Below are 13,970 nucleotides of genomic sequence, written 5' to 3' on the forward strand. Positions count from 1 at the left end.
TTTAACCTCTTTTTTTATAAAAATAAATAATGGAGCTCCATTTGGAACTCCATTATACATCTAGAAATCAAATTCACATATTACTTGATAATGATTAAAATTTTATTTAACCTTTATCTGCAGGAAGCTTTTTATTGTACGACCACTCTATCCAAGAACCATCGAAGTTTCTAACTTTTTTATATCCCAGAAGCTGTGTAAGTACAAATGTAGTATGTGCAGATCTAACTCCAGACTGACAGTATGCAATCACTTGAGAATTCGAATCAATACCATGCTCTGCATATATTTCCTTAAGCTGACTTATGCTTTTGAAAGTTTTATCAGAGTCATTGTGTACTGCTGTTTCCCAAGGGATAAATGTTTTGCTAGGAATACGTCCTGGTCTAAAAGCACCTTTTTTTGTTACTCTTCCTAAGTGCTCTTTTTCAGACCTTGTATCAACAATTATAGTTTTTTTGTTTTCTACAGCTTGTTTTACATCGTTTAAATAAGCAAGTTTGGAGTAATCAGTTTTTTTATTGAAATTGTATACTTTTTTATCTTTCTTTTTGGCAAATCCAACTTCCAAAGAAAGTCCGGCTGCTTTCCATCCATCAATTCCTCCATCTATAAGAGAAATTTTTTCATGACCGTACATATCTAATATCCACCATAGTCTTGCGGCATCATAGTCAGCCTTTGCATCATAAATAAGTATATGTGTATTTGAGTCTACTCCATATTGTCCAAGAACATTTTCCATTTTTTCTACCGTAGCTCTCATTCCACCAAATGGATATTCATTTTTGTCTGCAGATATGTCATTTCTCCAAATATCAACAGCTCCAGGAATATGTCCAACCATGAATTCAGCACTTCTTCTTACGTCAAATACTACAACATTTTTGTTACTCTCCATAATTTTTTTTGCTTTTTCAGGACTTACTAAGGCTTCTGGATTGGCGTATTGAGAATAATCTTTTGCCATTGCTACAGATACAATAAATAATCCCATCAAAAATACAACAAGTTTTTTCACTTTAAAAATTCCTCCCCTAATTTCAAAATTAAAAGACACTTTTTACAGAGTGTTTTTGTACTACGGATTATATTGTTCTTTACCGCTTTTGTCAATTAAAAAGTTGCATTTACTTTGACATAAAAAAAGAGCTCCCCAAAATAGAGCTCTAAATAAATTAAATTTCATGATATGAATATGAAAGTTTACATAAAATTTAAAGACTTAACTACCCCTTAAATCTTTCTCTCATAATTTCAATATCTTCAAAAATAGCCTGGAGATCTTCTTCGTGTTCCTCTTCCTGTTCCAATATTTTAAGTGCCATGTTGTAAGTTACCATATCCTTATCCTTGGTAATATCCATTATATTTTTATAGACACTTATAGCACACTGCTCACCTTTTATATTTTGTTTTAATATCTCTTCTACATAGGGATCAGCTGGGGCGTCATAGCCACAGTGAGTTTTTTCTAGTATTTCTTCAAAAGAAATAGGTGGAGTACCTCCCAATTGCATTATTCTGTCACTGACCCACTGTGCATGAGTAAATTCTTCAGTTGCGTGTTGCAATAATTCTGTCACAGTAGCTTCTCTCATAGGCCCCTTTATAACTTGAGCCCCTATCCAATATTGGTAATATGCAAGCCATTCATCGGCATAGGCACTTTTTAATAATTTTAAAAGTTCATCTACATCTAAATCTATAATTTCTCTACTTCTTGTTCCCATTTAAATCTCCCCCTCTTATATTATATTTGTTGCTTTATATACATTACCACTCCAAGTTGAAGCTATAGCAGCGTAACTCCTATCATCAGAACCACTGCTCCAGTCAGATGCTCTTTTGGCATAACTTATACCGCTTTCTGCCAAAATATTCTTGCTCCAATTAGATGCTATACTTGAGTAATTTTTGCTACCATTAAATTTTATAGAATTCAAGTTACTTGTAAATAAAATACTCCCAATAAATACTAATATACCTGATACAATTAATATGCTCTTTATTCTCTCAACTGCTAACTTCATAATTCCCTCCTGATTTTTTTTATTTATGTATTTTAAGCCATGATTTCAGGCAAGTTATTTTCTAATTAATTTTTCTTTTTTTGCAGGCACTTTTTACAAATACCTTTGTAATATATATGCTGCTCGTCTATTTGAAAATTTCCAAGTGACTCTATTTCAGAAATTTTACTATCAATCTCAATATCATAAATTGTTTTGCATTTTTCACACTTAAAATGTCCGTGTGTGTTCATATGAGCATCATATCTTGTTTCATTTTCCTCGATTATAATAACATTAGCGATTTTCTTCTCAACAAATAAATTAAGAGTATTATAAACTGTTGTTTTAGAAAGTGTTGGAATCTCATTTACCAGCTCTTTATAGATCATTTCAACTGTTGGGTGGTTTTCTTTAGTTACTAAATATTCAAAAATTTTTATTCTTTGAAAAGAAGGCTTAACTCCATTATTTTTTAAATGACCGATGACATCGTTCATATCATAACCTCCTTGTGTTTTGACTGAAGAGAAAACTCATGCTATCTCTTCAGTCAGTTTAATTACTTCTTGAAATGTCTTTCTAAAAGTCCCAAAAATGCTCTACCATGTCTAGCTTCATCTTTTGCCATCTCGTGTACTGTATCGTGGATAGCATCAAATCCTAGCTGCTTAGCTCTCTTTGCGATATCGAATTTTCCTGCAGTAGCACCGTATTCTGCCTCCACCCTCTTACTTAAGTTTTCCTCAGTTGACGCAGATACACACTCACCTAATAGTTCAGCAAACTTTGCAGCGTGCTCAGCTTCCTCAAATGCTATTCTCTTGTAGGCCTCTGCTACTTCTGGGTATCCCTCTCTGTCTGCAACTCTTGACATTGCAAGATACATACCTACTTCAGTGCATTCACCTTCAAAATTGGCTCTTAATCCTGCGATTATCTCTTCGTCACCACAAGCCAATCCTTCTCCAACAATGTGCTCTGTAGCCCATACTCTTTTTTCGTCAGCTTTTATTTCCTCAAACTTATCTGATCCTGCCTTACATACTGGACAAACTTCAATTCCTGCTTCAATAATCTCCCCACATACTGTACATCTAAATTTCATTTACCTACCTCCATTATTTTATATTCATTCTAGAATTGTAATAGTTACAAATCTGATAACGAAGTAAGTATATATCCAATATAAAAAAATGTCAACACTTTTTATAAAAAATATAATTTTTTATGAGTCTCTTATAGTTACACTTTGAAATATAGAGATGGGTGATTTCAGTTGTTTTTTGCAGATGCTGTGTAGACTGCAAGGATTTTTCAGGATATACTTATTTTAAGCGATGGAATTATCTAAATTAGCATTCGAGGAACTGTTAGCTATATCTAATTTTCACCATGCAAATTTTTGGCCTATACTTTGTATCTGAAATAATAAGAAAAAAAGTTCAGGGAGTAGCTCATGAATGAGGTTGTAAAAACAGCTACATACTTTTATTAAAAGGACACTTTAAACAGAAATTTATTGGATCAGATACTTGAAAACCAGATAAGAATGAAAGAAGGAATAGAGCTTCCTTCCTAGGAGGTATAATGATGAGAGATAACTTTTTTTCAGAAGAATGCATTGATGAAGAAAAAAGAAGAGTAAAGTCTCAACATGAAAAATGTCCTATTTGCGGATTTTCACTTGTGGCCACCATATTATATGGTGACATTGGGTATAGTTTGCAACTGTCAGAGCAGATGGAAAAAAGAGAAGTAGTTCTGGGAGGATGCTCTATACATCCTGACATGCCTAGATGGCAGTGTACCAAGTGTGGGACAAAGTTCTACAAGGTTAGATAAAGATGAAAAAGATTTTAAGAATCCGCAGTCTTACTTTTATTTTAGTAAGTTTATAAAATTTTTCATAGAAATCACCTGATTTTAAATGATCATACCGAGGTAATTTTGTGACTCACAATAATTCCCGGTATAATTTCTTACTCATGACGATTCAATTTCTAACTAGCATAAATCCTACTTTTGTTAATTTCATTTGAAGGGAAAAAACAAAGCATGGCCAGCTCGGTTCATCATTTTTTTGTATAATCAGAAAAAAAATCCAAAATTTAAGATAAAAGAGGCCTGTTTGTGTAACATTAAAAAAGTATGGTGAAAATGTGTAGAAACCCTACCAACTATTCACACAGCCCATACGATTTTGATGACTTTTTCAAATTATATGTGTGTAATCTAACTTGAATTGTATAATTTAATTTCAACAAAAAAAAGATCCATAGATATTTCCTTAGTATAATGTAAGTCCGATCAAACATTAAAAAAGGAATATCTATGAATCATAAATATTTTACCATTGATGAGAGAGAAAGTATGTTTAAATATTCAACTTGAAAAAAGTAGATAATTTTTATGTCGTGCTGACATACACATGGAACCACTTTTCAATAAGTACTCTGATTTTTAACTAGATTATCTCTTTTTTTCTTAAAAATATATGGAATCCCTAAGATCAAAGTATTCAAAACAAATGCAAATATTATATATATATTTCCACTCTGTCCGCCATATATTTTTCCAATTAATGCCAGTCCTCCACCTGCAAAAATAGCCAAAATAACGTATCCTTTAGAAGCTCTGTATCCTAATATTCCTAAAAAAGTCGGTATAATAAACGCTCCTGAATATATCGAGAATGCCAAAAATATTGAAGACAGAATAAATTTCATCTTAAGTGCTATATATATTGAGACAACACCTAAAAATATAATAAAGATCCTTGTAATACCGATGCTTTTTTTATTTTTTAAATTTCCAATAAATATTTGTGTCAACATAGATGACGCTGTTAATAATGTCGTATCTGCAGACGATATTACTGCTGATAAAAGACAAAAGTACATAAGTACTGCCATGGATTTTGGTAGAATTTCTTCTATTAAAAAGATTAGTGATGAATCTACAACTCGGTCTCCAATAAGAGCTGCAGCGTGTATCCCCAAAGAAGAAAGTATGTATGATAATGGTAGTAAAATTACTATAGATAAAATTATCGCTTTTTTAGCTGTTTTTAGGTCCTTTGCACAAAATATTCTAGAGTAAATGTCCGGTCCGACAAAGAAAGTGGTTGAGTATGTAAGTAACATGACAACCAATTCTTTATATCCAAATTTATAGCTTATTAAAGGTAAAGCATCACCTAGATCATAGTTAAAGCTTGTATACATGAAACAGAAAAACAAACCAAAAATTATAAATAAAAATTGAATAAAATCTGTTTTTATTATAGAAAGCTGTCCTCCTAAACAAGTATATGCAATAAATACTAAACCACTAATCCAAATCCCACTGGTATAAGCAATACTTGTCATCTTGGACACAATCATTGCTGCGCCCATTATTTGAGATGCGACTATACCTGTCCATGCAATAGGAATCACAAATGAAGCGATTTTGTTTACTTCTATTCCATAAAAGTCACCTAGTAACTCTGGAAGATTATATCCTTTAAATGTTCTTAACTTTTCTAAAATGAAATATAAGACACCTAAACCCAGAGCGGCGCAAATCATAAACCATGAACCAGCCCATCCATTTCTAGTAGAAAAATTTACACTTCCAATAATAGCAGAGCTCCCTAATATAGTGGCAAGCAAACTACCTGTAAGTCTGAGAACACTCGCATTCCCTCCAGCAATATAAAAATCTTTGGTTCCTCCAATTTTTTTGTAAGATGCTACACCCACTAAAAAAATTCCAAAGATATATAAATAAAATAATAAATCACTCATTTTTTCGCACTCCTTATATATTGTACATTTCTATTTCTTTACTCTTTATTGCCTCTATTCTATTTTATATATATACCTCTTAATTTATGAGTTTCATTAAATAATCGTATAATTTGATAGAAGCTTCTCTAAATCTTAAATTTTTATAAAATTATTCCAAAATATTTAAGGTACATATTTTGAAATTAATTAATTTCAAATAGGTTCCAGTTGGAACCTATATAAATATTTAAGAATATAATTTACATGTCAGATGAAAAAGATTCTAAGAAAATCTATCTAAACTTTAAAAGATCTATTTTTGAATAATCAATACTTCCGTTTTCTTTTATAAGATCTTCCTTAGCATGCACATACTCTACCTTTCCCACAAACATTTCATGAGACCCTGTCATTATCGAATCTACAACTTTACATTCAATGCTTACAGGACTGTCTAAAAGTAAAGGTGCGTTGACTTTAACTCCTTCACCAACATTCATTCCTAGTGCTTTTAATTTATCTTCGTCTCGTCCACTACGACTCCCCAAGTATGCATACTGTTCTCTCTGATCTTCAGAAACTAAATTCACAACAAATACCCCTGTTTCTTTTATCATATTGTATGAATGTCGACTTGGAACTATACCCACCATAATCATCGGAGGATTATAACTGCAGTTACCAGCATACCTTACAGCTAAGGCATTGTCCTCACCATCTTTACTTCTGCACGAAACAAGTATGTCCGGCATTGGTTTTAAACAACTTTTAAAATCAGTCACATTTTTTTCCATATTAATAAATCCCCCTTATTCAAATTACAAAATTTTATTTAATCTTCATGTAATAAATTGCTTTATATTTAAAATAATGATTTGTGCGGCTCTTATTATTAGATATTTACTTAGAAAAAATTAAAAGCTGATAATAGCCTCTTTGAGACTTATACACTTAATTTACAGTATTAATAAAATTAATACCGTTAATTTTTCGTATATCAAGTAATAATAATTACCCCTAGAAAAATCATCTGACACATTTCATAATGTGCATATGCTCAGTTAACTTTATCTCTTTTTTCTTCTTTTGTCAACGTTATCCATCATAAAACTAGAATTGTGTAATTAATGTTTGACAGGGTCACAGTCTTATGGAACTGTATAATTTGAATGGCAACATTTTTTAGACACCTTTTTGAGATTATGACAGGAAGTTATTTGTCCATTTACAGAAGAACTTCACATTCCTAATCCAAGGAAGTATTTTCACCTAATATGTCTCTTTTGAAGCAGTTATATCTTGTAGTAATTGATCTAGATAAGAAATGGGATAGGAGTTTTAAAAGAGGTTGGGATCAGATTCTTGGGCAAATAGCAATTAAATATGAAAACAGACTCTCAGAATATTTATTTTAGAGAGAGCCTGTTGGTTTATTCAGTAATTAAGATTTGGAGAATACACAAAAGGTGTTACATTACCCGGAAATGTGTAGGAATCGAACCTACCGACGACTCACGCCGTCCACACGGTTTTGAAGTTTCCTAAACCACCATAACTTCTCTAGAACTTTCTAATAAAGGCATAGAACCAAAGTGTTACTTTCAACCGACACGGTCTAGGTAAAAATTGATTATTTTTACAACACATATTTACTGATTAAAGACCGATAGAAATATAATGGTTACTATATGCTTATATAATATTTTAACTTAGATATGCAATACTTCCTTGAAACTTTTGATTAAAAATAAATACATAACCCAGTATCTCTATTCTTCTAAGACAGGTTCGATGACTTTTTTTACAGATTTTACATTTCTTCTGATCTTTTGCAGCAACTTCAGCTTGTTTGATATCTGGATCATTAGGTGCATATTGTAGATAATGCCAAGCATAACCTGCTCTTACAACCTCTTCATTTAGATATGTGCCATTGCCATAGTAGATCTTCCCAACTTTTATTGGTCAGTATCCATTACCTGTATTTTGACAGTCTTTCCAACTACTCTTTCAGAAACAAATTCCTTGGCTTCGAGTCCGTATTTCTGAGAACTTTCAGGGACATCGACACCGTAAAATTTGATTTTATACTTTTCACCATTAGAAATTAGTTGTAGTGTGTCTCCGTCACTTACATAGCTGACATTGCCTGGGATGGTTTGTGTAAAGACTGTAATTGATAAGAGGAAAAAGACTACTAGTAATTTTTAATTTTTGCATAAGATCCGTCTTTCTATTCGATTTCAACGGTATTATATATTTCTTTGATTATAAATGCTACATTGAGTTTTACAAGTTCAGAAGTTAATGCTGTTACATATTTATATTAAATATAATTTTTTTGTTATTGCAGTTTGACATGGATATAATTAAATAATATACTAAAGTAGCGACACACAATTGACACATACTTGCAAACGGAAGGAGATTAGTTTGAAAAAAGGATTTACAATTATAGAATTAATGATAGTTATCTCTATTATTTCACTTATATCAGCTATTGTTATCCCAAAATATAGCAATATTACATCAGAAGCTAAGATAGCAAATGTTCAAGCTAACCTTTCTAATTTAAATACTGCAATATCTTTGTACAAATTAAAAAATGAAAGTTATCCTGATTTGGTCGGAAATGAAGATGATTTAGGTGATTTTACAGATGTCTATTCTAAAAGTAAAATGCCAGACACACCTAACTATTCTGGAGGGTCAAAATCTAATACTATTTATAGCAGTAGGTCTAATACCGGAGGGTGGATTTATATTGAAAGTGATGGTGTAATATATGCTAATTTGGAAGACGGAACATACAGTGGTGACACTGACACTGAGATATGGAGTGGAGAAAGTGAAACTTCTAACTCTATTTTATACGACTTTGACGATGATGACGGATTAATTTTTAAATTAGGTAGTACCGGTACATGGGCAATCTCTGAAGATGGGACACTATATTCAACTGGCGGATGGAATGGATATGTCTTCATGGAAAACCCTTATTCAGAATATACAATAGAGACGACAACAACTTTACTTGGTCTTGACAATGGTTACGGTTTATTTATCCAATCGGATGAAGACGGTTCAGGATATGTACTTCAGTTTGATTATGGTCTCAATGCAATAGTAATAAAAGAGCGTGATTCGTATGGAAATGAAATTTCTAGTTCTACTCAATACATACTTAATGGTAACGATGACGGTAACGAATACATGGATGTTAATGATGAGGATTACGATGGATGGTGGACAGACGAGCATGATATATCTGTAAGTGTAACGAGTAACGGTGATGGAACTAATTCTGTAGCAGTAAGCATTGATGATGAAGAGATAACAGATGAAGATATAATAATTGACGAGGGTACATCTGACACTAACTACACAGGATTCAGGTCTTGGGGTGAGGCAGATGTGGAAGTTGAAAGTCTTAGTATTACCGAGATTTAAAAATATAAATAAGAACAGAGTTAATTTGTTAAAATTAATAGTTTAGTATTATTTTTAATGTTGTAATCACTTCACAAGGAAAGTTGATATAATTATAGGCATGGAAATAAAAGGAGCATAAATGAAGAAAGCCTTTACTTTAATAGAACTTATGATAGTAATATCTGTAATAGGATTACTTTCAGCTATAGCCATTTCAAAGTTCACAGATATTAACAAGAGTGCAAAAGTTGCCAATGTACAAGGAAATTTGGAAAATCTGAGAACTGCCATAGGCATCTATTATGTGAAAACTTCAAGTTATCCTGACATTGAGAATAATGAAGATTTGGAATCTATTATAAATTTAGGATATAAATTTACTGAATTTTATAGCAGGTCAACAATGCCTGAAACCCCATCTTCTGATACGACTTCAGAGACCAATAATGTTGTAAGCGACAGAGACAACACAGGTGGATGGTTATATTATTACGATGAAGGGGAAATTTATGCAAACTTAGAAAACGGGACATATACAGGATATGAGTCTACTGAAATATGGGAAGAAGAGGATGAATCTGCAACAGAAATTGAAGAACTAACTTCTTTAGGAAGCACTTTTGAAGAGATATCTTCAGCAATAATCTCTTTAATGGAAACACTGGTAATGGAAACAGGGAAATATGGAAGAACGTGGGGAGATTATAGATATACAGATCTTGGACTAGATCCAGAAGAATGGGCAGAGGCCATTGATCATATTTATTACAAACCAAGTGGAAGTACATTACTTATTGAACCTGAAGACGGTTATACTTTTATAGTTACAGACTCAGACGGTAACACCAGAGAACTGTCGTCAACATTAAATTGGAATCTTATTTATGATGATTCAGATGGAAATTGGTACTATCATACAGTAGATGAAGATAATATTATAGATATAAGTACCCTTCAAGTTGTAGAAAGTTAACTTTTATGGATTATGTTTTCGGTATTATCCTCACTTTTCTATCACAAGGTATACCTTGTGAGACAAAGTTTTTATAACGTATTTACTGGGCTAGAGAGCCGTATTTCTGCGTAAAAAGTTATCATAATTCACATTGACCTTTTGGAACATTTTATATTACAGTTTCTAGTGAGATAGATTGTCGGAGGTGTGAAATGAAATACGGTTATGTGAGAGTATCAACTAAAGAGCAAAATGAGGAGAAACAGGTCGATCAAGTAAGAGTGATGCCATCACAAAAGAACAGGGATTTAGCATAAGCTTGAGGATAAAACTTACCAACTGCATAAATCTAACAGAGCTGAGCAGACCCACTTTATGTAGAATAAAAAACGGAGACCTTAAATAGACCTCATTATAAATAAAAATGTATAATGTTAGTTTGCTAAACTTAAATAATAATAAGTTAGGGAATGTCTCAAATTATATATATTCTTTTAATAGTGAGAACTTTTTATGTTTCTGTTTAAGATCCTCTATATCCAACTGAATGTACCTCCTAGTAGTAAGAAGGGTACTATGTCCCATGATCCTTTGAAAAGTAAATATATCCCCCCTTTACGGATAAAATTAGTAGCAAAGGTATGTCTAAATACATGAGGACTACACCTTCAATTTATACCTGCCTTTTTTCCATAATTTCTAAAGCACCAACTCACAGTTGCATAACTAAGTTTACCTCCTAGTTCATTTAAAAAAACGTAATTGCTCTTATATTCCTTGGACATCTTTATAATCTCTCTGAATTTTTTGCAGGTGTCTAAGCTTATTGGAAGTTCTCGGAATGATCTAGTCTTTGAAATTTCCCCACGAATAACGATAACTCCTCTTTTGATATCTACATCAGCGATTTTCAGGTTAACTGCCTCCTTTACCCTAATACCTGTATCCAGCATAAGTAACATCAATAAGTAATCTCTGTAGTCATTGTATAAAGTTTTATTCGGAAGTCTGAGCATTTTTCTTATATCTTCTTTAGGTAAAGGCTGTACCAGATCAACAGGGATTCTCATTAGCTTTATACCTTTATAGAGTTTGTCATCGATATATCCTTCTTGTATAACCAGTGAAAATAGGCTTTAAGGGTACGCAGTCTTAAATTTATTGTAGCAGGTTTATACTGTTTTTCATAATCCTCCAAGGTCCTATCAGATATACCCTCCAGCTTTTTCACTTCCAAAAATTTTTTATAAAATTCGAAGAAATCATCGAATTTTAGCTGATCAGACCGAGGTGATTTTGTGACTCGCAACGGTCCTCGGTCTAAATTCTCATTCATAACGATTCTCTTTCTATCCATTGTAAATCCTCCTTTTGTTAATTTCCTATGAAGGTAAAAAAAACAACATGGCCAGCTCGGTTCATCATTTTTTTGAAATTTATAAAAAAATCCAAAAAATAAAATAACAGGGGTCTATTTCTCTCTAGACACCTGTATCATTAAAAATTATGGCGGAAATGTGTAGGAATCGAACCTACCGACGACTCACGCCGCCCACACGGTTTTGAAGACCGGGAAGAACACCAGTTGCTCATACACTTCCATTTTTTCAATATGTAGTATACCATTGTCAGATATGAGCGTCAACAATTTAAAAAAATAGCTTTACTAATTTAAAGTTAGATATTACAATTTTTTTATATAATAACATACTGATAGTTCAAAATATTGAGATATTACCTTTAAAATGGTATTATTCTATTTGAATGTGTATATATCATGAAATTTGAGACAAATTGATAAAAAGGAGAAATATAGTGGATAAAATAAATATTTCAAAAATAAGGAAAACAGCTGAAGATTATTATAAAAATGGTGATTTTTATTGTTCAGAGGCTGTTATAAAAACTTTAAAAGATGTCTTTAAACCTGAAATAGGAGATGAAGTGATCGCATTGGCATCAGGATTTCCTGTGGGAATGGGAAACGCAGGTTGTACCTGTGGTGCTGTTGTGGGAGCACAAATGTCCTTAGGACTTATCTTCGGAAGGCAAAAGGCCAAGGGAAAAGAGGTAAAAAAAACTATGGAATTATCCAAAGAGATTCATGATATATTTAGAGAAAATAACAAAACTCTTTGCTGTCGAATACTCACAAAAGATATGAAACTAGGTTCTAAAAATCATATGACACAGTGTGTGAAATTCACCGGAGATATGGCAGAAGCTGCAGCAAAAATAATTGCAAGGGAGTTATCTATAGAAACTGAAGAAGGTCATATAGACTCAACAGATAAAAAAAACTTTATAAGTAAAATTTTTGGAAGGTAAAAATTATTACTTTTATAAAAACAGATAAAGCTAATTGTTTTCAGTATTTAGTGAGTTTGAAAGGTAGGTTATAAATTGTGAAAAAAAAGTTATTCAAACAACTTCCAAAAGTAGATGAAATATTAAAAATACCTGAGATAATTGAACTCTCTAAAAATATAGATTATTTCAATTTTACAGAGGGAATTAGAGAAGGAATTGATTACTATAGGCAGGAAATTGCAAAGGAAAGTATAACTGAACTTCATATAAAAGATGTCGTAGAAAATATTAAAATTATTCTCAAAAAAAGATCTCTTATGAATCTAAGAAATGTGATTAATGCAACTGGAACATTGGTACATACAAACCTCGGAAGATCACTGATCTCTGAAAAGGCAGCCAAAAATGTATTTGACGTAATAACATCATACAATAACCTTGAATATAATCTCCAAGAGGGAAACAGAGGCAGCAGATATGATCATATAGAAAAACTAGTCTGTACAGTTACAGGTGCTGAGGGGGCTATCCTTACAAATAACAATGCTGCAGCAGTAATGCTTGCACTAAATGAATTTGCAAAAGACGGAGAAGCTGTTGTATCTAGAGGAGAACTGGTAGAGATTGGGGGTTCTTTCAGAGTCCCAGATATAATGAAAATATCAGGAACAAAACTTATAGAGGTAGGAACAACAAACAGAACTCACCCAAAGGATTATAGGGAAGCAATAACAGAAAATACATCTGTGCTTCTTAAAATTCATACATCTAACTATAAAATTGTAGGTTTTACCAAGGAAGTCACAAATAGTGAGCTTGCTGAGATAGGACGAGAAAATAATGTCCTTACAATGGAGGACCTTGGAAGTGGAGTCCTTGTTAACTTTGGTAAGTACGGGATAAAAAAAGAACCTACAGTACAGGAGAGTATAGCGTCTGGAATAGATCTAATAACTTTTAGTGGAGACAAGCTTTTAGGAGGACCTCAGGCTGGGATAATAGTTGGAAAGAAAAAATATATCGACAGGCTAAAAAAGAATCAGCTTCTAAGAGCCTTAAGAGTCAGTAAAATGACGCTGGCAGCTTTAGAATCAACCTTGAGGTATTATCTGGACGAAAGAGAGGCTATAGAGGAAATTCCCACTCTAAAAATGATATTAGAGGACAGTGTTAAGGTGAAGGAAAGAGCTGCAAAGTTGTTTGAAATTCTTCAAAAGAACGATGTAAAATGTAGCATTGTGGAAACTGAAGCCACAATAGGTGGTGGTTCTATGCCTGGAGAAACAGTAAAGAGCTGTGGGGTGGGTATAGAGGGCAGTCCTCTAGAACTAGAAAGAGAGTTTAGACTAGGGACACCTCATATTATTGGAATAATAAGAAATAACCTTTTTATATTAGATGTTAAAGCTGTTAAGAATGATGAACTTTATTTAGTTGCAAAAAAAGCAGCTGAAATTATTAAAAAACAAATAATAAAAATCTGAAATC

At 32.4% G+C, this 13,970-nt stretch carries 17 protein-coding genes and 1 tRNA gene; 6 read left to right on the forward strand and 12 right to left on the reverse strand.

Going from position 1 to position 13,970, the window contains the following annotated elements; translation table 11 throughout:
* Window positions 1-106: 106 nt before the first annotated feature.
* The 5 genes from ILYOP_RS13135 to ILYOP_RS13155 form a co-directional block, all read right to left on the reverse strand.
* Window positions 107-1,021, reverse strand: a complete 915-nt coding sequence (locus ILYOP_RS13135; RefSeq protein ID WP_013388988.1) for a sulfurtransferase — start codon at window positions 1,019-1,021, stop codon at window positions 107-109.
* A gap of 208 nt (window positions 1,022-1,229) precedes the next feature.
* Window positions 1,230-1,733 (reverse strand): ferritin-like domain-containing protein, encoded by a 504-nt coding sequence (locus ILYOP_RS13140; protein WP_013388989.1) that lies wholly within the window; start codon window positions 1,731-1,733, stop codon window positions 1,230-1,232.
* Between the two features lie 15 nt (window positions 1,734-1,748).
* Window positions 1,749-2,033 carry a hypothetical protein gene (locus ILYOP_RS13145; RefSeq protein ID WP_013388990.1) on the reverse strand — a complete coding sequence of 95 codons (285 nt, stop codon included), beginning with the start codon at window positions 2,031-2,033 and terminating at the stop codon, window positions 1,749-1,751.
* Between the two features lie 65 nt (window positions 2,034-2,098).
* Window positions 2,099-2,512 (reverse strand): Fur family transcriptional regulator, encoded by a 414-nt coding sequence (locus ILYOP_RS13150; RefSeq protein WP_013388991.1) that lies wholly within the window; start codon window positions 2,510-2,512, stop codon window positions 2,099-2,101.
* 62 nt (window positions 2,513-2,574) lie between these two features.
* The gene (locus tag ILYOP_RS13155) at window positions 2,575-3,120 is read right to left on the reverse strand and encodes a ferritin family protein (protein WP_013388992.1); all 546 of its coding nucleotides are present in this window, start codon (window positions 3,118-3,120) and stop codon (window positions 2,575-2,577) included.
* A gap of 482 nt (window positions 3,121-3,602) precedes the next feature.
* On the opposite strand from ILYOP_RS13155, the gene ILYOP_RS13160 reads away from it, so the two are divergent.
* Window positions 3,603-3,857: a hypothetical protein gene (locus tag ILYOP_RS13160; protein WP_245546524.1), complete on the forward strand. Its 255-nt coding sequence runs from the start codon at window positions 3,603-3,605 to the stop codon at window positions 3,855-3,857.
* A 599-nt stretch (window positions 3,858-4,456) separates the two neighbouring features.
* Here ILYOP_RS13160 and ILYOP_RS13165 read toward each other — a convergent pair.
* Together ILYOP_RS13165 and ILYOP_RS13170 are read right to left on the reverse strand one after the other, a co-directional pair.
* The gene (locus ILYOP_RS13165; RefSeq protein WP_013388994.1) at window positions 4,457-5,803 is read right to left on the reverse strand and encodes a sodium:solute symporter family protein; all 1,347 of its coding nucleotides are present in this window, start codon (window positions 5,801-5,803) and stop codon (window positions 4,457-4,459) included.
* 275 nt (window positions 5,804-6,078) lie between these two features.
* Window positions 6,079-6,579: a flavin reductase family protein gene (locus tag ILYOP_RS13170; protein WP_013388995.1), complete on the reverse strand. Its 501-nt coding sequence runs from the start codon at window positions 6,577-6,579 to the stop codon at window positions 6,079-6,081.
* Between the two features lie 489 nt (window positions 6,580-7,068).
* On the opposite strand from ILYOP_RS13170, the gene ILYOP_RS16170 reads away from it, so the two are divergent.
* Window positions 7,069-7,200 (forward strand): hypothetical protein, encoded by a 132-nt coding sequence (locus ILYOP_RS16170; protein ID WP_280985352.1) that lies wholly within the window; start codon window positions 7,069-7,071, stop codon window positions 7,198-7,200.
* Window positions 7,201-7,489: 289 nt separating this feature from the next.
* On the opposite strand, the gene ILYOP_RS16280 is transcribed toward ILYOP_RS16170, so the two are convergent.
* Together ILYOP_RS16280 and ILYOP_RS16285 are read right to left on the reverse strand one after the other, a co-directional pair.
* Window positions 7,490-7,747, reverse strand: coding sequence for a thermonuclease family protein (locus ILYOP_RS16280; protein ID WP_083789135.1), 258 nt, complete (start codon window positions 7,745-7,747; stop codon window positions 7,490-7,492).
* The gene (locus tag ILYOP_RS16285) at window positions 7,744-7,962 is read right to left on the reverse strand and encodes a thermonuclease family protein (protein ID WP_083789136.1); all 219 of its coding nucleotides are present in this window, start codon (window positions 7,960-7,962) and stop codon (window positions 7,744-7,746) included. The genes ILYOP_RS16280 and ILYOP_RS16285 overlap by 4 nt, the downstream gene beginning before the upstream one ends.
* A gap of 256 nt (window positions 7,963-8,218) precedes the next feature.
* Between ILYOP_RS16285 and ILYOP_RS15345 the strand changes: the two genes are divergently transcribed.
* Window positions 8,219-9,235, forward strand: coding sequence for a prepilin-type N-terminal cleavage/methylation domain-containing protein (locus ILYOP_RS15345; RefSeq protein WP_013388996.1), 1,017 nt, complete (start codon window positions 8,219-8,221; stop codon window positions 9,233-9,235).
* A gap of 121 nt (window positions 9,236-9,356) precedes the next feature.
* Window positions 9,357-10,190 carry a type IV pilin protein gene (locus ILYOP_RS15350; RefSeq protein WP_013388997.1) on the forward strand — a complete coding sequence of 278 codons (834 nt, stop codon included), beginning with the start codon at window positions 9,357-9,359 and terminating at the stop codon, window positions 10,188-10,190.
* A gap of 650 nt (window positions 10,191-10,840) precedes the next feature.
* On the opposite strand, the gene ILYOP_RS13185 is transcribed toward ILYOP_RS15350, so the two are convergent.
* The 3 genes from ILYOP_RS13185 to ILYOP_RS13195 form a co-directional block, all read right to left on the reverse strand.
* Window positions 10,841-11,242 (reverse strand): tyrosine-type recombinase/integrase, encoded by a 402-nt coding sequence (locus tag ILYOP_RS13185; RefSeq protein ID WP_041921298.1) that lies wholly within the window; start codon window positions 11,240-11,242, stop codon window positions 10,841-10,843.
* Window positions 11,243-11,247: 5 nt separating this feature from the next.
* Window positions 11,248-11,529 (reverse strand): hypothetical protein, encoded by a 282-nt coding sequence (locus tag ILYOP_RS13190; protein WP_041921299.1) that lies wholly within the window; start codon window positions 11,527-11,529, stop codon window positions 11,248-11,250.
* 150 nt (window positions 11,530-11,679) lie between these two features.
* Window positions 11,680-11,773 (reverse strand) — tRNA-Sec (locus ILYOP_RS13195).
* 214 nt (window positions 11,774-11,987) lie between these two features.
* Here ILYOP_RS13195 and ILYOP_RS13200 point away from each other — a divergent pair.
* Both ILYOP_RS13200 and selA read left to right on the forward strand, forming a co-directional pair.
* Complete coding sequence (locus ILYOP_RS13200) at window positions 11,988-12,500, forward strand: C-GCAxxG-C-C family (seleno)protein (protein ID WP_013388999.1); 513 nt, start codon at window positions 11,988-11,990, stop codon at window positions 12,498-12,500.
* A 74-nt stretch (window positions 12,501-12,574) separates the two neighbouring features.
* Window positions 12,575-13,966, forward strand: a complete 1,392-nt coding sequence (gene selA / locus ILYOP_RS13205) for an L-seryl-tRNA(Sec) selenium transferase (protein ID WP_425364873.1) — start codon at window positions 12,575-12,577, stop codon at window positions 13,964-13,966.
* The last annotated feature ends 4 nt before the right edge of the window (window positions 13,967-13,970 follow it).

It is taken from the genome of Ilyobacter polytropus DSM 2926, from assembly GCF_000165505.1.
GTDB lineage: Bacteria > Fusobacteriota > Fusobacteriia > Fusobacteriales > Fusobacteriaceae > Ilyobacter > Ilyobacter polytropus.